The following is a 20,183-nucleotide window of genomic DNA, read 5'->3' as shown; positions in this document are numbered from 1 at the left end:
AATAATGCCGGGGGCATTATTCCCGCCTTCGCGGGGACGACGAGCAAACACTCAAATCCCCGCCGCCAGCATCCCTTCGTTGACCTCCGCCCAGATATTCCCACTCCGGATAAACTTCTCGGTCGCCAGCAACTGAAACTGCTTGTGCACCGAATCCCAGCCATACCGGTCCACCTCGATCCTCGAGGGCTCGGTCCTGATCACATTGAAGGAATTGACCTCGCCCCTGCCCCGGGTCGAAGTCGCGGTGCCGGCCTGCACCACCAAAGCCGCGTACTCGCTGATCTTGTAGCGCGCCATGGTATTGCCGGCGTGGCTCTTGTGCAGGTGGCCGGCCATCAGCAGGTCGACGCCGCTCTCGGCGAAGGCGTCCATCGCCATGTGCGCGCGGTCGACCAGGTCGTCCTCTTCGGTGCAGCCTTCCGGCAGCTCGAAGGGGTGGTGCGTGACCACGACCCGCACGACCTCCTTCGGCAGCCCGGCCAGGGTCTCGCGGATCTTCGCCACCTGCTCCTTGTTGACGCGCCCGTCCTTGATGGTGAGCGAGCGCGCCGTGTTCACGCCCAGCACCGCCACCTCCTCGTCGATGTAGACCGGGTCGAGGTCGTCGGTGATGTAGCGCTTGTAGCGGTCCAGCGGCAGCACGAAGCGGCGGAACACGTTGTACAGCGAGATGTCGTGGTTGCCGGGGACGATGATCTGCGGACCGGGCAAGGTGTCGAGCCAGGCCTTGGCTTCCTCGAACTGCTCGCTTTTCGCGCGCTGCGTCAGGTCGCCGGAGACCACCACCACGGTCGGCGCGATCTTGTGGACCAGGTCACGCAGCGGGTCGAGGAGTTCAGGGTCGACGCGGCCGAAATGCAGGTCAGAGAGGTGAACGAGTGTGCGCATGGGGGTCAAGCTCCTTTCCCGAAGTCGTTGTAGTTGTAGTTGATTCCATTGTCGCAGCCGGGACCAGCACCGTCAGTGCGCCAGGCCGCACCCGGTAGCGCAAGGGCGTGTCCATCTGCGTGACTTCACCGTCGGTGGCCACGTGGAGGCGCTTGTGATGGGTGTCGATCTCGAAGCCCTCCGCTTCCAGCACGTCGAAATCGCGCTCGCTGCCCAGCTTGCCCAGCAAGGCGTCGACGGCAAAGCGCAGCAGGCCGAGACGGGTCGGATGCTGGGCCACGTACAGGCTCAATAGCCCGTCGTCGAGGCGGTCGCGCTCGCCGATCGCCAGGCCCTGCATGGTGTAGCGGTTGTTGCCGATGAAGACGAAGGGCGTGCGCCGCGCCAGCGTCTCGCCCTTGACCGTCAGGCGCATCGACAGGAAGGGATAGCGGCGCAGCGCGGCCAGGCTCGCCCACAGCGCCGCCGGCCACTTGCCGCGGCCCAGGCGGCGCTGCTGTTTCTCGCGGTCGCGCACGATGTCCGGATACAGCCCGAGGCTGGAGTTGTTCAGGAAGATGCGGCCGTTCACCTCGCCGACGTCGACCTGGCGCGGCACGCCGCCGGCCAGGTTGCGCACGGCCTCGTCGAGGTCGAGCGGGATGCCGAGGTCCTTCGCGAAATGGTTCAAGGTACCGAGCGGCAGCACGCCGAAATGCACGCCGCTGCCGGCCATCACGGAGGCGACCGCGTTGATGGTGCCGTCGCCGCCGCCGGCCGCCACCATCCGCGCGCCGTCCTCCAGGGCGCGGCGGGCCGTGGCGATCATCTCTTCGCCATCCCTGGCCAGCACCAGTTCGGCGTCCAGGCCAGCCTCGCGCAGTCTGGCGCGCAGCTCCTCGGCGGCCTGGTCGTCATGGCCTTTGCCGGCGCCGCCGTTGACGATCACGGTGACGGGCTTCACGACTGCGGCTCCTGCCCGCGCGCCCGCGCGATCCGGCGCCGATGCAGGGTCGACACGGCCGTGATGCAGACCGCAAGCCAGGCCGCGCCTTCCGCGCTGGCCGCCAGCACGTCGGACAGGTAGTGCACGCCCAGGTACATGCGCGACAGCGCCACCAGCATCACCATCGCCACGCAGGCGGCGACGATGGCGGCGCGCGCCGGCCAGGTCCGCACGCGGCGCACCAGGTAGCAGGCCAGCAGGCCGTAGAACACGGTCGCGGCCGCCGTGTGGCCGCTGGGGAAGCTATACGTGGACAAGGTCAACAGGGGATCCTCCAGGCTGGGCCGGGCGCGCTGGAAGATGTGCTTGAGGGCGACGTTGAGCAGCATCCCGCCCGGCACGGCCGCCAGCACCACTACCAGCCAGTAGTGCGCCTTACGGTACCAGAACCAGGCCGCCAGCAGCACCCCCATGACGCTGGAGCCGACGATGCCGTTCCAGTGCGTGATGAAGAGCATGAGTTCGGTGAAGCCGGCGGTGGCGCGCTCGCGGAACCAGTGCGCCAGCTGGACGTCGATGAGGGTGATCTTGTCGCCCTCGACCACGTCCTCGGCGATCTCGCCGAAGGCCAGGGCCGCCAGCAGGATCAGCGCCACGCCGACGGTGAAATGCAGGCCCATCTCCCCTTCTGGAGAGATGCGCGCGGCGAGGAATTTATGCAGTCGGGAGGCGGGATTCAGCATGCCGCTCCAGATGGGGCGCTTTGGTGAAAATACAACAGTTGCGAAATAGAACTGGGTTTTCGTACAGTAACTGTGGATTTATACAGTACTTGTGTTATTCTATCTTCACTGCAACACAACTCTGACCAACATAATTCGATTAAGGGATCGTCATGACTACTCTGAACAGCTCCTTCGGCATGGAATACGCACCGACTCCGTTCCTGGTCCGCCTCGGCCGCCGCGAGATTCTGGTTACCCGTGATTTCCGCAAGCGCTTCTATGCAGTCAACCCGATCATCGAATTCGACACCGGCGTCGTGCCGGGCCACCTGGAAGTGCTGCTGTTCCGCCGCTGGCTGCTGATCCTGTCGAAGGCGCACTGAAAAGCGCCGCATCAAAAGTCGTATAAGGTTCATCGTTTTAATTCGTTTTCTTTCGCTGAGCAGGAACCTACTCTAGGGCTTCCTCACTGCTCCGAAAGAAAACGATGTTTCATAAAAAAATCGCCACCGCGCTGGCCCTGTTTGCTGTCCTGGGCCAGTCCGCCGCCTACGCCGCGGACATCACCCTGCTGAACGTCTCCTACGACCCGACGCGCGAGCTGTACCAGGATTTCAACCAGGCCTTCGCCCGCCAGTGGAAGGCAAAGACCGGCGACAAGGTCACCATCAAGCAGTCGCATGGCGGCTCCGGCAAGCAGGCGCGTTCGGTGATCGACGGCCTGTCCGCCGACATCGTCACGCTGGCGCTCGCCTATGACATCGATGCTATCAGCGAACGCGGCCTTATCGCGCACAACTGGCAGGGCCGCCTGGCGCATCGCAGCGCCCCGTATACCTCGACCATCGTGTTCCTGGTCCGCAAGGGCAATCCGAAAGGCATCAGGGATTGGGGCGACCTGGTCAAGCCGGGCGTCTCCGTCATCACGCCGAATCCGAAGACCTCGGGCGGCGCCCGCTGGAATCACCTGGCGGCCTACGGCTACGCCCTGCGCCAGCCGGGCGGCAATGACGCCAGGGCGCGGGATTACCTCGCCAGGCTGTACAGGAACGTGCCGGTGCTGGATGCCGGCGCGCGCGGCGCCACCACCACCTTCGTCGAGCGCGGCATCGGCGACGTCCTGATCGCCTGGGAAAACGAAGCCCTGCTGGCGGTGAAGGAACTCGGCCCGGACAAGTTCGAAATCGTCGCGCCGTCCGTCAGCATTTTGGCCGAGCCGCCGGTGGCGGTGGTCGACAAGGTAGTCGACAAGCATGGCACCCGTGCCGTCGCCGAAGCCTATCTGCAATACCTGTACAGCGCCGAAGGCCAGCAGATCGCCGCCAGGAATTACTACCGCCCGGTGGTCGAGCCCTACGCCAGGCAGTACGCGGCGCAATTCCCGAAGGTCAAGCTGTTCACGATCGACGAGATCGCCGGCGGCTGGACTGCGGCGCAGAAGACGCACTTTGCGGATGGCGGGGTGTTCGACCAGATCTATCAGCCTGGCAAGAAATAATAGTTGACCCGTCGTCCCCGCGCAGGCGGGGACCCAAGTTCTGCATGCGTTTCGTTAGCGCGAGCAAACTTGGGTCCCCGCCTTCGCGGGGACGACGGCATTGGCGCGCGGGGACGACGGCCTTGGAGCGCGCGGACGACGTTTTTGACGCGTGCGACTTGAAATCCCAGACATGGTCACGATTGTCCTCTTCACAAGCTAACCAACGGGGGCATTCATGTCAGTGCAATTACGCAAGATCGACGAACAGGTGATGGTCATCACCGGCGCCACCAGCGGCATCGGCCTGACCACCGCGCGCATGGCCGCCGAGCAAGGCGCCAAGCTGGTGCTGGCGGCGCGCAACGGCGAGGCGCTGGACCAGCTGGCGGGCGAGCTGCGCCGCAAAGGCACGCAGGTCGCCACCGTCACCGCCGATGTCGGCAAGGCCGAGGACGTGGCCCGCATCGGCAGCACGGCGATGGAGCGCTTCGGCCGCATCGACACCTGGGTCAACAATGCCGGTATCTCCATTTTCGGCCGCAACGAGGACGTGGCGCTGGAAGACATGCAGCGCCTGTTCCAGACCAATTACTGGGGCGTGGTGCACGGCTCGCTCGAAGCGGTCAAGCACATGAAGGCGCGCGGCGGCGGCGCCATCATCAACCTCGGCAGCGAACTGTCGGAACGCGCGGTGCCGCTGCAGGGCCTGTACTCGGCTTCCAAGCACGCCGTGAAAGCCTTCACGGACGCCCTGCGCATGGAGCTGGAAAAGGAAGGCGCGCCGCTGGCCGTGACCCTGATCAAGCCGGCCGCGATCGACACCATGTTCACCGTGCACGCCAAGAACTACATGGAAAAGGAACCGGCGCTGCCGCCGCCCATCTACGCGCCGGAAGTGGTCGCCAACGCGATCATCTACGCGGCCCAGCACCGCAAGCGCGACGTCTATGTCGGCGGCGCCTCGAAGGCGATCGCCTCCAGCGGCTTCGCCATGCCGCGCGCCCTCGACAAGTTCATGAACGCATCGATGTTCAAGCAGCAGCAGTCGGACGTGCCGAGCTCGCCGAACCGCAAGGATGCGCTGCACGAATTCGATCCGCGCAACGAACTGCGCCAGCGCCAGGGCATGGACGACAAGCACCACGTGGCCGAATCCAGCGCCTACACCTCGGTCTCGCTACGCGCGAACAAGATCATGCCCGCCCTGCTCGGCGCCGGCGCCCTGTTCGCCGCCTGGAAACTCATTCAGAGCCCGAGCTTGCGCCGCAACCACCTGCGCAGCGCCTTCTGAACGCACCGGATTCGAAAGGAACGATCATGACAGTCAAACTCAAGAAGCTGAACGAACAAGTGATGGTCCTGACCGGCGCGACCAGCGGCATCGGCCTGGTGACGGCGCGCCAGGCGGCCGAGGCCGGCGTCAAGCTGGTGCTGGCCGCGCGCGATGCCGATGCACTGGACACCCTGGCGCACGAGATGCGCCAGCGCGGCGTCGATGCGATCACGGTGGCGGCCGACGTCGGCAACCCGGCCGACGTCGAGCGCATCGGCCAGGCCGCGATCGAGCGCTTCGGCCGCATCGACACCTGGGTCAACAATGCCGGCATCGGCGTCTACGGCACCCTGGAGCAGACCCCGCTGGAGGATATGCAGCGCGTCATGCAGACGAATTTCTGGGGCGTGGTGCACGGCAGCCTGACCGCGGTCAAGCACATGAAGATGCGCGGCGGCGGCGCCATCATCACCGTCGGCAGCGAAGTTTCCGACCGCTCGGTGCCGCTGATGGGCACCTATGCCGCCTCCAAGCACGCGGTGCGGGCCTTTACGGAATCGTTGCGCATGGAGCTGGAAAAGGACAAGGCGCCGATCTCGCTGACCCTGGTAAAACCGGCGTCGATCGCTACGCCCTTCCCGGCGCATGCCAAAAACTACATGGAGCACGAGCCCGACCTGCCGCCGCCGATCTACGCACCGGAACTGGTGGCCAAGACCATCCTGCACGCGGCCGTCAAGCCGGAGCGCGACCTGTTCGTCGGCGGGCGCGCCAAGCTGATGTCGGTCATGGGCAATGTGCTGCCGCGGCCGCTCGACGGGCTGATGCGGGCCGTAGCCTTCCGCCAGGAGCAGCAAATGGACGTGCCGAACAATCCGGACCGGAAAGACGCGCTGTATGCGCCCGACCCGGCGCGTGAGCTGCGGCAGCGGAGCAATCTGCCGCACAAGACCAGCGAGCGTAGCGTGTACCAGGCTTATCAGTTGCGGTCGACGCCGGTGAAGGCGGTGATCGTCGGTGGGGCCTTGCTGGCGGCGTGGGGGATGATGCGGCGGCCGGCCGCGCGAAACGTTTGGCACGCGTGATGTAAAAAACCGGGCATGCGCCCGGTTTTTTACGTTCGGCAAAACTTCGCCGACTATTTCCCCTTCGGCGGACGCGTCCCCAAAAAATCCACATCCTCGTCGGTCAAGGGCAAATCCGGAATCGACTCGATATGGTCGGTATCGATATCCGCGCCATCCTTGATGTTCAGATCGCGCCCCGCCGCGGCGCGTTCGCCCGTGCCGCCGAAGTCGCTGTCGCTCTCCAGGTTCGGGTCGCCCATGTCGGCGCCAGCAGTGTCGTGGACGTAGCCTTCCTCGTTGTCCGAGGTCGTGCCGCGGTCGAGGTCCAGGATCTGGTCATCGTCCAGGTTGCTTGCGAAGCCGGGGCCGCCGACCACGTCGCTGCCGCTGTCGGTCACATCGCTCGGGCCGAGGGCATCGACGCCGTGGCCTTTGCCCAGGCTACGGTCTGGTGCGCCGGGAAAGTTATCCGGGTCTAGTGTGCTCGAGCCAGTCATAGTTCCTCCAATTGAATGCAAAAAATCATGGGGTCAGGCTACCCCAATTTCAAAACGCATGGCGCATGCCGATATTCACTGCGGAACTGCCGTTCGGGTGGGCGATCAGCACGCCATTGCCCTTGGTCGTGACGGTGTGCGAGAGCGCCGCGTAGAAGTCGGTCTTGCGCGAGACGACATAGCTGGCGCCCACCGCGATCTGGTTGGCGTCGCGGTTGGCGAGGTCGCGGTCGTTCTTGTGGATGAAGGACGCCAGGAAGGTCGTCGAGCGCGTCATCGGCACCGCCACGCCTACCAGGGTGTCGCGGCTGTCCGTCGACGAGGTGCTGGCCACGCCGGCGCCGTAGGGATTGTCGGGGTTGTACAGCGGCGAGCTGCCCCAGCCGCGATTCGCCGCATAGGCCGCGTAAGCCGTGCCCCAGCGCATGCGCAGGTTGGCGGCGATCAGCGAGTTCTTCGCATCCATGTTGGCGCCGGCCAGGTCGTACAGGTGGACCTGGGCCACGTGCCGGTTCTGGTGCGCGGCGCGCAACGCGAAGGCGCCCATGTCGATGCCGACCGTCATGCCCCAGGCGCGGTCGCCCATGGTGTCGCCGCCGAGGGTGTCGACGGTCCAGGAACTCCCGGTCGACAGGCCTGCGCGGCTGGTGCTGAAGTAGCGCACGTTGTCGTTGGTGCGCATGCCGTTCTGCAGCAGCAGATTGCTGGCGCGGCCCGCCGTGCCGGTGTGGAAAGGGTCGCCGACGTCGGCCAGCGACAGGTATTCGAGGTTGTACTGCCGGCCCAGGGTGAAGCCTTCGATGCCGCCCAGGGGCGAACGGCCGAGCTGGCCGTACACGCGCCGCGGCGGCGTCGCCCAGTCGGCGCCGCGGGTCGAGGTCGGTACGCCGGTGAAGACGGCAACATCGTGCCCGCCCGCCGGCGTCAAAGCGGTCTCGGCCGGCTGCGCGGAAGATGCGGGCGGATCTCCGGCGGCGGCCGCGTCCTGTGCGAACGCGAGTCGCGCGGCTCCACAGAATACGATGGCGATGATGGACGGCGTTTTCATGATCAATTCCTCTGTACGCCTACAGTAGCCGGTCTCGACTAGTCTACTCTGTCCAAAATCGCACAGATACATACTCAAGTTGGCTCGACTTTTTGTCGGCGAAATCCGACGCTACAGCCACGATCCGGTTTAGAATTGCTCTACAGCTGTAACTAAACTACAGGAAAACGACCACAATGAGACAACTCACCCGTACCCTTGCTACAACCGTCCTCGCCCTCAGCGGCGCTTTCGCCTACGTTCACGCCGCCGCCGCGGAACCAGCGAGTGTACCTGCGCCGGTGAAGCACGTGGCCTGGTCGAAGAACGCCAACATCTACGAAGTGAATATCCGCCAGTACACGAAGGAAGGGACCTTCAAGGCCTTCGCCGCCCACCTGCCGCGTTTGAAAAAGATGGGCGTCGACATCCTGTGGCTGATGCCGATCCAGCCGATCGGCGAGAAGAACCGCAAGGGCACGCTGGGCAGCTATTACGCGGTGCGCGACTACACGGCCGTGAATCCGGAATTCGGCAACCTGGCCGACTTCAAGGCCCTGGTGAAGCAGGCGCACGGTCTCGGCATGAAGGTGCTGATCGACTGGGTTGCCAACCACACGGCCTTCGACAACCGCTGGACCGTGGAGCACAAGGACTGGTACCTGCTGAACGACAAGGGCGAGATCTTCCCGGTCACCTACACCGAAGGCGCGGAGCCGGAATACTGGACCGACGTCACCGGCCTCGATTACCGGAATAAAGCCCTGTGGAAGGGCATGACGGATGCGATGGCCTACTGGGTGCGCGAGACCGACATCGACGGCTTCCGCTGCGACGTCGCCAGCAAGGTGCCGACCCCGTTCTGGAACCAGGCGCGCGATGCCCTCGACCGCATCAAGCCGGTCTTCATGCTGGCGGAGGCCGACAAGCCCGAGCTGCAGGAACACGCCTTCGACATGAGCTACGGCTGGGACACCAAGGACTTGTTCAAGGACATCGCCAAGGGCAAGAAGGACGCGAAGGCGCTGAAAGACTTCCTCGAGCATCCACCGAAAGCCTACCCGCCGGGCGCCTACCGGATGCGCTTCACCTCCAACCACGACGAGAACTCCTGGGCCGGCAGCGACGCCGAACTCTACGGCCCGGCCTTCAAGGCGATGGCCGTGCTGGCCGCCACCCTGCCCGGCATGCCGCTGATCTACGGCGGCCAGGAAGCGGGCCTGGACAAGCGCATCGAATTCTTCGAGAAAGATCCGATCGTCTGGAAGAACTATCCGTACGCGGACTTCTACGCCAGCCTGCTCAAGCTCAAGCACGACAACCCGGCGCTGTGGAACGGCCAGTACGGCGGCGGCATCGAAGTGCTGGAAACCGGCAACGACAAGGTCTTCGCCTTCCTGCGCAAGCGCGAGGGCAATGCGGTGAAGGTCAGCGTCAACCTGTCGAACGCGGCCCAGACCTATGCGCTGCCGGGCGGCAAGCAGCAATCGCTGGCGGCCTGGGATTACCGGATCGAAGCGCCCGCCTCCAGCCGCTGATCGCCTTCACCACGCCACGGATCGCCCGCCTTTACCAAGTAGTGGGCGACCAGGTAGCGCCAGGGCAGCACGAAGGGAATCAGCAGCGCGAACACGCAGGCGAAGGCATTCGCCTGCGTGGCCTCGTCCATCCCGCCGCCCAGCCACGCCGGCAGCCCGACCGTCCCCAGCCACACCATCTTCCACACGAATTCCCACAGCAGCACCGGCAGCATTTGCAGCGGATAGCGCAGCCCGAAGATGGCCAGGGTCCAGAAGGCGATCAGCATGCAGTTGACCACGCCCTGCATCAGCTCCCACGGGCCGCGGTGATGCAGGATGCCCGGCCAGATGAACATGCCAAAGCCGGCGACGATGAACAGGTACATTGCACGCAACAGGTACAGCCGGAACAGGGATACCTTGACCATGACAATCTCCTTGCGGGTTAATCGATCTGTTTGAGAATCTGTTCGACGCTGGCCGTGCGCGACTCAAGCCGCGCCAGCGCCGCGCCGATCGCCGCCAGCTGCGCCGCCGTCTCGGCCTGGGTTTGCGCGGCCTGGGCCGCCAGCTGGCGATAGGCGTCGTCGTGCGCCAGCTTTGCCCTCGCCTGCAGCACGTTCGCGACATACTTGATGAGGACCACCAGCAGCACCGTCACCAGCGGCAGGCACAGGGTCAACAAATAGATTTGGGGGTCCATGGCAAGCTCTATCCTTCCTTATTGTTCAAGGTCTTGACCGCTTCCGCGATCAGGGCCGGCGTCAATGGCAGATCCAGGTCCGCCACCTCGAAATAATTCAATGCCTTGCCGTCCGCCGACAGCTCCATCCGGCTGGTGACCAGGCCCGCATCCGCCAGCTTCTGCAGGTGCAGATGCAGCAGCGGACGGCTCAGGCCGATGTCCCGCGCCAGCTGGCTGACGTAGTTCCGCCCACCCGTCGCCAGCGCCGCGACGATGCGCAGCCGGTGCGGATTCGCGAGCGCCGCCAGCATGGCCAGCAGGCGGTCTCCGTCGATTGGTTTGGTTTTGTCTTTCACGTGTCAATAATTCCTTACACGTGAAAACAAGTCAAGCGATTTTTGGCCGTCACAGGCTGGCGGCGATTCGTCCCACGGTGCTTGTCCGGCCCGCCAGCCGCATCGCATAGTTGCCCCATGACCAAGACAAGCACCGCCCTTTCCGCCGCACTGCTGCTCGCCTTCCACGCCAGCGCCTCCTCGCAAACCCAGCCCATGCAGCAGGTGACGATCAGCGCCAGCACTGTCGACCAGCGCGCGCAATCGACGACTACCGCCATCGTCATCAAGCGCGACGAGATCCTGCGCCAGGGCGACGCCAGCCTCATCGAGGTGCTGAAGCGCCAGCCCGGCATCAGCATCGACGGCGCACCCGGCAAGCCGGCGATCCGCATGCGCGGGCTGGGCGCCGGCTACGTCGCCATCCTGCTGAACGGCTTGCCCGCGCCCGGCGGCTTTTCGCTGGAGACGATGGATCCGGAGCTGGTCGAGCGCATCGAAATCATGCGCGCACCCACCGCCGAGACCAGCGGCCAGGCAGTGGCCGGCGCCATCAACATCGTGCTGCGCAAGCCCGGCAAGACGGGTACGCCACAAACGGAGCTGAAAGCCGGCAGCTTCGTCGCCGACGGCCGCCGCCTGTCGCCCACCCTGAACGCCCAGCATTCGGGCCGCCTGGGCCCGCTGGCCTACTCGCTCACGCTCGCTTACAGCCACAAACAGGAGATCTATCGAGGCGTGGCGACCGAGGAAAGCATCGCGCGCCCGCTGCTGCGCCACCTGGCCTGGGCCGACCGCCAGATCAACGATCGCCTGGAACTGACGCCGCGCCTGGACTGGCAGCCGACGGCGCGCGACACCCTGTCCTCGCAAAGCTGGGTGCGATGGAAGCGCATCGACAACGCCAAGTTCGAACGCGAGGACACGACCGTCGGCGAGTCCACCAGCTTCCCGCGCGGCGTCAGCAGCTACCGCGCGCGCTCACCTGTGCAGGGCTATGCGGACCTGTCCTGGATCCGCAAACTGGACGCCGGCGCGCGCTTCACCGCCAAGCTGTCCGGCTATTCGAAATCGATCGAGGCCGATTTCCTGTACCGCGGCATGGACGCTTTCGACACCTTGCGCGAGACCCACCACGTGGACTCCGGCCAGCTCGAGCGCGGCCTGAACCTCAACGGCAGCTACCGCCGGCCCATCTTCAAAACGCATGCGCTGGCCCTGGGCTGGGAACTCGGCCGCACGCAGCGCGAGGAATTCCGCCGCGAGCACCAGGCCGACGCCGGCGGGCGCCCGCTGCTGGACAGCGACGAAGCCTTCCAGGCCACGGTCAGGCGCAGCGCCTTCTGGATCCAGGACGAGTGGGACCTGAGCGAGGCCTGGTCGGCCTACCTGGGCCTGCGGCGCGAAGACCTGCACACCTCGGGCGAAGGCAGTGCGCACGCCGCGGTCGACGTCGATGCCGGCGTCTGGAGCCCGATCTTCCAGACCCTGTTCAAGCCGGGCGGCGCCGGGAACAAGGGCAGCCAGTTCCGCTTCGCCCTCAGCCGCACGTATAAAGCGCCGGACATCATCCAGCTCATGCCGCGCCGCTACACGGTGGACAACAACAACAGCGCCACCAACCCGGACCAGCAGGGCAACCCGAACCTGCGCCCGGAACTGTCGCTCGGCGCCGACCTGGCATGGGAGCACTACTTTGGAAAAGAGGACATGCTCAGCGTGAGCGCCTTCGCCAAGCGCATCCGCGACATCACGCTGGACCGCGTGTTCGAGCAGAACGGCGTGTGGATCGTCACGCCTTCCAATGTCGGCGCGGCCAGCGTGCGCGGCCTGGAGTTCGAGGCCAAAACGCATCGCGGCGCCCTGGCCGCACGCATGAATGTGGCGCGCAACTGGTCGCGGCTGGAAGCGGTGGCGGGGCCGGACAACCGCATCGCCGGCCAGCCGGCGTGGAGCGGCAACCTGGGACTGGACTACGCGGCGAGCCAGGCCCTCGACCTGGGCGGCACCTGGACGTATCGCAGCAGCTTCGCATCGCGCCAGGGCCCTCTGCTGGCCGACTACGGCGGCCCCAAGCGCCAGCTCGACCTGTATGCGCTGTGGAAGCGCGACGCCCGCTCACGCCTGCGTGTATCCGTGTCGGACCTTCTGCATCCGAACTACCTCGGCCGCAGCGTCTATGCCGGCGACCCGGACCTGAGGACCAGCTACGTGTACCGCAACCGCACCGTGTGGCGCCTGCAGTGGGAGCAGAGCCTTTAAAGCCCGAGCTCTTCTGCCACCTGGGCGCGCAGCAGGTATTTCTGGATCTTCCCGGTGACCGTCATCGGGAAGCCCGGCACGAAGCGGATGTAGCGCGGGACCTTGTAGTGCGCGATCTGCCCTTTGCAGAAGGCGCGGATCTCGTCTTCGGAGGCGCTCATGCCCGGACGCAGGACGATGCAGGCGCACAGCTCTTCACCGAATTTTTCGTCGGGCACGCCGACGCACTGCACGTCGAGCACCTTCGGATGCCGGTACAGAAATTCCTCGATCTCGCGCGGATAGATGTTCTCGCCGCCGCGGATCACCATGTCCTTGGCGCGCCCGACAATGGCCGCATAGCCATCCTCGTCGATCACGGCCAGGTCGCCGGTATGCATCCAGCCGGCGGCGTCGATGGCTTCGCGCGTCTTCTCCTCGTCGCCCCAGTAGCCCAGCATCACCGAGTAGCCGCGCGTCAGCAGTTCGCCCTTGACGCCGCGCGGGACGATGCGGCCTTCCGCATCCACGATCTTGACCTCGAGGTGCGGATGCACGCGGCCGATCGTCGCCACGCGCAGCGCCACCGGGTCCCCGGTCGAACTCTGGAAGCTGACCGGCGAGGTTTCCGTCATGCCGTAGGCGATCGTGATCTCCGCCAGGTGCATCTTGTCGATCACGCGGCTCATCACCTCCGCCGGACAGGGCGAACCCGCCATGATGCCGGTGCGTAGCGTGGACAAATCGACGCTGCCGAAGTCCGGATGGTCGAGCAGGGAAATGAACATCGTCGGCACGCCGTGCAGGCCGGTGCAGCGCTCGGCCTGCACCGTCTTTAACACCGAAGCCGGCTCGAAGCTCTCGCCCGGGAAGACCATGGTGGCGCCATGCGTGACGCAGGCAAGGTTCCCCAGAACCATGCCGAAGCAGTGATACAGCGGCACCGGAATGCACAGGCGGTCGCGGTCCGTGAGCTTCATCGCCTCGCCGACGAAGAAGCCGTTATTCAGGATGTTGTGGTGGGTGAGCGTGGCGCCCTTGGGCGAGCCGGTGGTGCCGGAGGTGAACTGGATGTTGACGGGGTCGTCGAACTGGAGGCTGGCTTCGATGGCTTTCAGGCCGGCCAGCTGCAGCTGCGTCGCTGGTTTCGTGAGATCGTCGAAGTTCCACATGCCTGGGGTCTTGTCCGCGCCCAGCCTGATCACATGGCGGAGGTGCGGCAAGGCGCTTGCGTTCAAGGCGCCAGGCTGGCTGGCGGCCAGTTCCGGCACGACGTCCGCCACGATGCTCAGATAGTCGCTGGACTTGAAGGACGGCGCCAGGATCAGGGCCGCACACTGCACCTTGGCCAGCACGTATTCCAGTTCCGAGCGGCGGTAGGCCGGATTGATGTTGACCATCACCAGGCCCGCGCGCGCAGTGGCGAACTGCACCAGCACCCACTCCGCGCAGTTCTGCGACCAGATGCCGACCCGGTCGCCGGGACGCAGGCCCAGCGCCAGCAGGCCGGCGGCCAGGCTGGTCACCCGTTCGTTCAGCGCCGCGTAAGTCCAGCGTACCTGCTGGTGCGGCACGACCAGGGCTTCGTTGCCGCCGTATCGTTCCGCGACATCGGCGAGGAAGCTGCCGATCGTCTGCCCGATCAGCGGGACATCGTGGGCGCCGTGCACATAGCTTGGTTTGTTCATGACTTCATCTCCGCAAGGCAGTAAAGGCCGCCGGCTCCCACTCGCGCAGCGCCAGCAGCAGGCCGCTGCCGCGGCGCTTGGGCAGCGGCGAGGCCAGGCTCTCCTCGTGCAGCTCGGCGAAACGGGCACGCAGCTGCCGCAGCTCGGCCTGCATGCGCGCCAGCGCGCTCTCCGTCAGCATACCGTGCGTGAAGGCCAGCGACTGCTCCGGTTTGTCGAAACCGCTGTCCAGGAAATCGTCCAGGCCCTCGGTGCGGAAGTAGCGGCGGATCGGCCCATCCGGCAGCCAGTCGAAATCGCGCGCCACGTTGAGGCGGATGCGGTTGCCGGGCATGAGCGCGATCAGGTGCAGGCGGTCCAGGTGCAGCAGCTTCTGCAGGCACTCCGCCTCGGTCAGCTTGTAGACCGCCAGCATGTCCTGCAGGGTCCAGTGGTTGAGCGCGCAGACGGCGACCAGGAGCAGCCGTGTGTCCGACACCAGTTCCTTTTCCTGCGCCGCTGTCAGCGTGCGTACGCGCGTTTCCGTCACGGCGGCTTCCTGCGCCAGTTCGGCCAGCGTGAAGCCGAGCATGTTGCTGATTTCGACCAGGCGGTCGACGCCCAGCGTATCCGAGGTAAGCAGGCGCTTGACGCTTGCTTCCGACAGCTGCAATGCGCCGGCGACATCGCGGTAGGTCTTGCCCTGCAATTTCAGCTGGCGCTTGATGGTGGTGAGGAGTTGGGAAACTTCGGACATTGCGGTAGGGTTTCTTCTATGACAATATACGGTGTCAGATTACACCATAACAACATTGGAGACGCCAGATGGATTTTGCCGAATACCTTGCCTGCGATGCGACTGCCCTCGCCCAGCATGTGGCGCGGGGTGAGGTGCGGCCGGATGAGCTGCTGGATCTGGCCCTGGGCCAGCATCGCCGGATGCATGGCGATGTGAATGCCGTCGTGCGGCTGATGGAATCCGAAGCGCGTGCCCAGCTGAAGGCCGGTTCGCCGAACGGCCCGTTCGGCGGCGTGCCCTTCCTGCTCAAGGACGGTGTGCAGGATTATGCCGGCATCCCCACCACCTATGGCAGCCGTTCGATGGCCGGCGTGGTCCCGTCCAGGCACGCGCACGTGGTCGAGCGCTACCTGAAGGCTGGCCTGGTCATCTTCGGCAAGACCAACCTGCCCGAGTTCGGGATCCGGGCGGTGACCGATCCGGAGCTGTTCGGGCGCACGAACAATCCCTGGGATTTATCGCGCACGCCTGGCGGGTCCAGCGGCGGCGCGGCGGCCGCTGTCGCTGCCGGCATCGTGCCGATGGCGGCAGGGAACGATGGCGGCGGGTCCTTGCGCATTCCGGCGGCCTGCTGCGGATTGTTTTCCCTGCGTCCGTCGCGCGGCCGCATATCACCCGGCCCGGGGATCGGCGAGGTGTGGTTCGGGGCCTCGAGCGAAGGCGTGATCTCGCGCAGCGTGCGGGATTCGGCGCTGGCGCTGGATGTGCTGCAGGGCGCCGAGCCGGGAGATCCGTTCGTGATCGCGCCGCCCGCCGAACCCTATGTGCAGGCGATGCTGCGTGAGCCCGGGCGCTTGCGAATCGGTTTCACGTCCGCTTCGCCGATCGGGACGGAGGTGCATCCGGAGGCGGTTCTTGCGGTCGAGCGGGCGGCCAGGCTGCTGGCCAGTCTCGGCCATCATGTCGAGGAAGCCGCGCCGCAGATCGATGGGGCGGCGCTGGCGCGGAGCTATCTGCACCTGTACTTCGGGCAGATTCCGGCGGCGGTGGCGCAGGCCAGGGAGCTGGGTGGGAAGGCGGACGATCTGGAGCTGATGAACCGCATTCTCGTCACCCTCGGCTCGAGCGTGTCCGCCACCGAACTGACGACGCAGCTGAACAAGTGGAACGAGTTCTCGCGTTCCCTGGCGGCTTTCCACGCGCAGTACGACCTGCTGCTCACGCCGACCCTGGCCGCCCCGCCGGTCAAGCATGGTGCCGGCGATCCTTCGGGCTTCGAGAAGTCCTTGTTCGGCTTCCTGCACGGCACCGGCATCATGGGCCTGCTGGCGAAGATGGGGCTGCTCGACGCCACCGTGCAAAAGATCGCCACCGACAACCTGCGCTATGTGCCTTTTACCCAGCTGTCGAACCTGACCGGCACGCCCTCGATGAGCGTGCCGCTGCACTGGAGCGCGGATGGCCTGCCGCTGGGCGTGCAGTTCGTCGGCCCCTTCGGCAGCGAGGACCGGCTGCTGCAGTTGGCGCACCAGCTCGAACAGGCGCAGCCCTGGTTCGCGCGCCTGCCGGCCTCCGTGACCGGCAGCTACATTTACTGCCCGCGCTCCACGGTCTCGGGCAGGAACCAGGGCAGCGCCATGCCGATGATGTAGATGCAGCCGAAAGCCATCGCGGTCGGGGCGATGCCGCCGAAGGCCTTGATCATCGAACCGGCCGCGATCGGGAAGAACCAGGCCACCAGGCGCGCCGAGTTGAACACGAAGCTGACCGCGGTCGAACGCACCGAAGTGTTGAACAGCTCCGACGGATAGATGGCCAGCCAGGCGAAGGCGCAGCCCAGGGTAAAGAAGCCGTTGATGGGCGAGAACACCAGCACCTGCAGCGGCGTCGTGGCGAAACCGTAGATCAGGAAGGTCGTGACCAGGGAGCCGGCAAAGGTCAGGAACAGGAACCAGCGACGGCCCATGCCGTCGGCCATGAAGCCCGAGACCATGTAGGCGACGATCGCGCCGACCGTGTACAGCAGCGACACATAGGAATCCCAGTGGAAGCCGCCGCCCTGCGCCGCGGCGAGGGTACGGGTGTATTCGGTCAGCCAGCTCGACACCGCCCACCAGCCGGCGATGCTGACGACGGACAGGATCGAGGTCAGGACGATGCGGCGCACCGCTTCGCGTTCCGTGAACAGCTGTTTCAGGGTGAAGGGACGCTTGCCGCCCTTCTCTTTCGACGCCTTCGACGCTTCGGTCGCGCCCCATTGCTCGTTCTTGACGGCGGCGATCCACTCTTCCGATTCATCGACGTCCTTGCGGATGTAGAGCACGAACAGGGCCGGCACGGCGCCGACCAGGAACATGATGCGCCAGGCGTCCACGCCGAGCGGACCCACCAGCTGCAGCAGATACCAGATGAAGGCGGCCGCCAGCGTGCCCCAGCCGAAGCCGGATTGCAGGAAGCCCGCACCTTTCGCCTTCGCTTCCGGCGGCCAAGTCTCGGCCACCAGCGCGATGCCGGTGCTCCATTCGCTGCCCATCGCCAGGCCGGTGATGAAGCGCAGGGCGCACAGCATGGCGATGCTGTCGGAGAACGCGGTCATCCCGGTGAACAAGGCATACAGCAGGACCGACCACATCATCACCGTCTTGCGGCCGACATAATCGGCCAGCACGCCGCCGATCAGGCCGCCGATGCCCCAGCCCAGCAAGGTAATGCCGATCACCAGGCCAGCATAGAAGGGTTTCGAGGCCGCCTGCTCCGGCGTCATCAGGGACGCCAGCAGCGGCGACAGCACCACCACCAGCGCCAGCGCTTCATAGCCGTCGAAAATCCAGCCCAAGAAAGCGCCCTTCAGGGTCTTCCAGTGCTTCGGGGTCAGGCGCGCATTCCACTTGCCTTGCGCCTGCGCGAGTTGCTGCGTTTGGGTTGCTTCCAACATCATCGTCTCCTCTTCCGAATTCGGAATGTTTATTTTCTGAGCCAGTGTTCCTGCGCGAAGCGGCGGCTTTCGAGCGCTTCAATTGCGGCTTTGTTTTCCGCCAGGATGCGGTCGATCTCATCCAGTCCCTGGCGCAGCGTGGCCTTGTGGCGCGCCTCGATCCCGAAGCCGTGGTGTTCGACATGCGCGCCATCCTCCACGCTCAGCTGCTGGGCCTCGAGGTCGATGCAGACCTGCAGCCGGGGGTTCGCGGCCAGCCGCGCGAACAGGCCATCGACGGCATCGGCGGGCAGCCGCACCGGCAGCAGGCCGTTGCGGATGCAGTTCCCGTAGAAGATGTCGGCAAAGCTGGGCGCGACCAGGGCGCGGATGCCGTACTGCTGGATCGCCCACACCGCGTGCTCGCGGCTGGAACCGCAGCCGAAGTTCCGGCGCGCCAGCATGATCTGCGCGCCTTCGTAGGCCGGCTGGTTCAGGGCGAAATCCGGATTCGGCGGCCGCCGCGAATTGTCCTGGCCGGGGGCGCCGGGCTCGCGGTAGCGCCAGCTGTCGAACAGGTAGTCGCCGAAGCCGAGCCGGGTGATGATCGCCATGTACTGCTTCGGCAGGATGGCGTCGGTGTCGACGTTTTCGCGGTCGATCGGCACCAGGTTCGAGCGCAGGGTGTCGAAGGGCTTCATTGCAGTTCTCCCGGCAGGCAGAAATGCCCGGCAATGGCCGTCGCCGCCGCCACCGCGGGGCTGACCAGGTGGCTGCGGCCGCCATGGCCTTGCCGCCCTTCGAAATTGCGGTTCGAGGTGGACGCGCAGCGCTCCCCGGCCGACAGGCGGTCGTCGTTCATGCCCAGGCACATCGAGCAGCCGGCGTCGCGCCATTCGAAACCGGCGTCGATGAAGATGCGGTCCAGTCCTTCGGCTTCGGCCTGCTGCTTGACCAGTCCGGAACCGGGCACCACCAGCGCCTGCTTGATGTTGCCGGCGACGGTCTTGCCGCGCACGACCTGGGCTGCTGCACGCAGGTCTTCGATGCGCGAATTGGTGCAGGAGCCGATGAAGATCTTGTCCAGCCTGATGGCGCGGATAGCCTCGCCGCCGCGCAGGCCCATGTAGGCCAGCGCATTCTCGGCCGCCTTGCGCGCGGACGGGTCGGCGATGCTGTCCGGGGTCGGCACCGTTTCGTCGATCGAAGCCGTCATCGCCGGGGTCGTGCCCCAGGTCACCTGCGGCGCCAGTGTGCTCGCATCGAAGCGCAGCTGCCTGTCGTGGACGGCGCCGGGGTCGGACTTCAGCGTCTTCCAATAAGCGGCGGCCGCGTCCCACTCGGCGCCGCTCGGCGCCAGCGGGCGGTCCTTGAGATAGGCCAGCGTTACTTCGTCGACGGCGATCAGCGCGGCGCGCGCCCCGGCTTCGGTCGCCATGTTACAGAGGGTCATGCGCGCTTCCATGCTCAAGGCCGAAATCGTGCTGCCCGAGAATTCCAGCACGTGGCCGGCACCGCAATCGGTGCCGAAGGCGCGGATGATCCCCAGCGCCAGGTCCTTGGCGAACACACCGTCCGGCAGGGGCCCGTCCACCTGGATGTTCAGCGACTTGAGCTTGGGCATGGTCAGGGTCTGGGTCGACAGCACCTGCTCGATATCCGAGGTGCCGACGCCGAAGGCCAGCGCGGCGAAGGCGCCGTGGGTGGTGGTATGCGAGTCGCCGCAGGCGATGGTGGTGCCGGGCAAGGTATCGCCGAGTTCCGGCGCCACCACATGCAGGATGCCCTGGCGCGGGTCCTGCAGCGAAAAGTAATTGACCTTGAATTCGGCGCAATTCCCCTCCAACGCCTCCAGCTGCTGCTGGGCTACGCGGTCGTGCATGCCAGCCTGCCGGTTCTTGGTGGGAATGTTATGATCGGCCGTTGCAATGACCGAATTCGGACGCCACAGCATCCTGTTGGCAAGCCGCAGCCCATCGAAGGCCTGGGGGCTCGTCACTTCGTTGACGAGGTGCTTGTCGATATACAGCAGCGCCGACGATGCGTAATCCGCGACGACATGGCGCTCCCAGATTTTCTCGAACAGTGTCTTTTGCTTGGGCATTCGGATGTCTCCTGTCTGGTGAGAAGACTAACAGGGTGCATCCTTGACGTGGAGTGATGATTCGTCAGCGGAGCTATCGCAATTCGGCAAATC

Annotated in this window: 20 protein-coding genes; 7 read left to right on the top strand and 13 right to left on the bottom strand. The window is 65.5% G+C overall.

Annotated features, from left to right (window positions below):
- Window positions 1–51: 51 nt before the first annotated feature.
- Genes LQV39_RS23095 through LQV39_RS23085 form a run of 3 tightly spaced genes read right to left on the bottom strand, consistent with a single transcriptional unit; the run spans window position 52 to window position 2,559 of the window.
- Window positions 52–891, bottom strand: a complete 840-nt coding sequence (locus LQV39_RS23095) for a metallophosphoesterase (RefSeq protein ID WP_230029530.1) — start codon at window positions 889–891, stop codon at window positions 52–54.
- Window positions 866–1,834: a diacylglycerol kinase family protein gene (locus tag LQV39_RS23090; protein WP_230029529.1), complete on the bottom strand. Its 969-nt coding sequence runs from the start codon at window positions 1,832–1,834 to the stop codon at window positions 866–868. The genes LQV39_RS23095 and LQV39_RS23090 overlap by 26 nt, the downstream gene beginning before the upstream one ends.
- Window positions 1,831–2,559 (bottom strand): phosphatase PAP2 family protein, encoded by a 729-nt coding sequence (locus LQV39_RS23085; protein ID WP_230029528.1) that lies wholly within the window; start codon window positions 2,557–2,559, stop codon window positions 1,831–1,833. Before LQV39_RS23085 ends, LQV39_RS23090 begins: the two co-directional genes overlap by 4 nt.
- Window positions 2,560–2,711: 152 nt before the next feature.
- Here LQV39_RS23085 and LQV39_RS23080 point away from each other — a divergent pair, with 152 nt between their 5' ends.
- The 4 genes from LQV39_RS23080 to LQV39_RS23065 all read left to right on the top strand — a co-directional run bounded on the left by LQV39_RS23080 (window position 2,712) and on the right by LQV39_RS23065 (window position 6,379).
- A complete protein-coding gene (locus LQV39_RS23080; RefSeq protein ID WP_230029527.1) occupies window positions 2,712–2,924 on the top strand; it encodes a hypothetical protein in 213 nt (70 codons plus the stop codon).
- Window positions 2,925–3,028: 104 nt separating this feature from the next.
- Window positions 3,029–4,039 carry a sulfate ABC transporter substrate-binding protein gene (locus LQV39_RS23075; RefSeq protein ID WP_230029526.1) on the top strand — a complete coding sequence of 337 codons (1,011 nt, stop codon included), beginning with the start codon at window positions 3,029–3,031 and terminating at the stop codon, window positions 4,037–4,039.
- Window positions 4,040–4,256: 217 nt separating this feature from the next.
- Window positions 4,257–5,312, top strand: coding sequence for an SDR family oxidoreductase (locus LQV39_RS23070; protein WP_230029525.1), 1,056 nt, complete (start codon window positions 4,257–4,259; stop codon window positions 5,310–5,312).
- Window positions 5,313–5,338: 26 nt separating this feature from the next.
- Entirely contained in the window at window positions 5,339–6,379 is a 1,041-nt protein-coding gene (locus LQV39_RS23065; RefSeq protein ID WP_230029524.1) for an SDR family oxidoreductase, read from the top strand.
- Between the two features lie 53 nt (window positions 6,380–6,432).
- Here the strand turns inward: LQV39_RS23065 and LQV39_RS23060 are convergent, their stop codons facing one another.
- Complete coding sequence (locus LQV39_RS23060) at window positions 6,433–6,858, bottom strand: hypothetical protein (protein WP_230029523.1); 426 nt, start codon at window positions 6,856–6,858, stop codon at window positions 6,433–6,435.
- A gap of 49 nt (window positions 6,859–6,907) precedes the next feature.
- Entirely contained in the window at window positions 6,908–7,906 is a 999-nt protein-coding gene (locus LQV39_RS23055) for a porin (RefSeq protein WP_230029522.1), read from the bottom strand.
- A 176-nt stretch (window positions 7,907–8,082) separates the two neighbouring features.
- Between LQV39_RS23055 and LQV39_RS23050 the strand changes: the two genes are divergently transcribed.
- Window positions 8,083–9,423 (top strand): alpha-amylase family glycosyl hydrolase, encoded by a 1,341-nt coding sequence (locus LQV39_RS23050; RefSeq protein WP_230029521.1) that lies wholly within the window; start codon window positions 8,083–8,085, stop codon window positions 9,421–9,423.
- On the opposite strand, the gene LQV39_RS23045 is transcribed toward LQV39_RS23050, so the two are convergent.
- Genes LQV39_RS23045 through LQV39_RS23035 form a run of 3 tightly spaced genes read right to left on the bottom strand, consistent with a single transcriptional unit; the run spans window position 9,390 to window position 10,446 of the window.
- Window positions 9,390–9,833, bottom strand: a complete 444-nt coding sequence (locus LQV39_RS23045) for a hypothetical protein (RefSeq protein WP_230029520.1) — start codon at window positions 9,831–9,833, stop codon at window positions 9,390–9,392. The two genes, LQV39_RS23050 and LQV39_RS23045, sit on opposite strands and share 34 nt — an antisense overlap.
- Before the next feature lie 17 nt (window positions 9,834–9,850).
- Window positions 9,851–10,108: a hypothetical protein gene (locus LQV39_RS23040; RefSeq protein ID WP_230029519.1), complete on the bottom strand. Its 258-nt coding sequence runs from the start codon at window positions 10,106–10,108 to the stop codon at window positions 9,851–9,853.
- A gap of 8 nt (window positions 10,109–10,116) precedes the next feature.
- Entirely contained in the window at window positions 10,117–10,446 is a 330-nt protein-coding gene (locus LQV39_RS23035) for a helix-turn-helix domain-containing protein (RefSeq protein WP_230029518.1), read from the bottom strand.
- Between the two features lie 117 nt (window positions 10,447–10,563).
- Between LQV39_RS23035 and LQV39_RS23030 the strand changes: the two genes are divergently transcribed.
- The gene (locus tag LQV39_RS23030; RefSeq protein WP_230029517.1) at window positions 10,564–12,687 is read left to right on the top strand and encodes a TonB-dependent siderophore receptor; all 2,124 of its coding nucleotides are present in this window, start codon (window positions 10,564–10,566) and stop codon (window positions 12,685–12,687) included.
- Here LQV39_RS23030 and LQV39_RS23025 read toward each other — a convergent pair.
- Together LQV39_RS23025 and LQV39_RS23020 are read right to left on the bottom strand one after the other, a co-directional pair.
- Window positions 12,684–14,354: an AMP-binding protein gene (locus LQV39_RS23025; protein ID WP_230029516.1), complete on the bottom strand. Its 1,671-nt coding sequence runs from the start codon at window positions 14,352–14,354 to the stop codon at window positions 12,684–12,686. The genes LQV39_RS23030 and LQV39_RS23025 overlap by 4 nt on opposite strands.
- A 4-nt stretch (window positions 14,355–14,358) precedes the next feature.
- Complete coding sequence (locus LQV39_RS23020) at window positions 14,359–15,090, bottom strand: transcriptional regulator (protein WP_230029515.1); 732 nt, start codon at window positions 15,088–15,090, stop codon at window positions 14,359–14,361.
- Window positions 15,091–15,158: 68 nt separating this feature from the next.
- Here LQV39_RS23020 and LQV39_RS23015 point away from each other — a divergent pair, with 68 nt between their 5' ends.
- Window positions 15,159–16,724: an amidase gene (locus tag LQV39_RS23015; RefSeq protein ID WP_230029514.1), complete on the top strand. Its 1,566-nt coding sequence runs from the start codon at window positions 15,159–15,161 to the stop codon at window positions 16,722–16,724.
- On the opposite strand, the gene LQV39_RS23010 is transcribed toward LQV39_RS23015, so the two are convergent.
- Genes LQV39_RS23010 through leuC form a run of 3 tightly spaced genes read right to left on the bottom strand, consistent with a single transcriptional unit; the run spans window position 16,664 to window position 20,090 of the window.
- A complete protein-coding gene (locus LQV39_RS23010) occupies window positions 16,664–18,007 on the bottom strand; it encodes an MFS transporter (protein ID WP_230029513.1) in 1,344 nt (447 codons plus the stop codon). The two genes, LQV39_RS23015 and LQV39_RS23010, sit on opposite strands and share 61 nt — an antisense overlap.
- A 29-nt stretch (window positions 18,008–18,036) precedes the next feature.
- Window positions 18,037–18,687, bottom strand: a complete 651-nt coding sequence (leuD, locus tag LQV39_RS23005; RefSeq protein WP_230029512.1) for a 3-isopropylmalate dehydratase small subunit — start codon at window positions 18,685–18,687, stop codon at window positions 18,037–18,039.
- A complete protein-coding gene (gene leuC / locus LQV39_RS23000; protein WP_230029511.1) occupies window positions 18,684–20,090 on the bottom strand; it encodes a 3-isopropylmalate dehydratase large subunit in 1,407 nt (468 codons plus the stop codon). The genes leuD and leuC overlap by 4 nt, the downstream gene beginning before the upstream one ends.
- Window positions 20,091–20,183: the final 93 nt, after the last annotated feature.

Source organism: Massilia sp. Bi118 (assembly GCF_918697865.1).
Classification (GTDB): Bacteria; Pseudomonadota; Gammaproteobacteria; order Burkholderiales; family Burkholderiaceae_D; genus Telluria.
The sequence above is the reverse complement of the archived record's forward strand: the minus strand, read 5'-3'. Positions and strand labels throughout refer to the sequence as shown.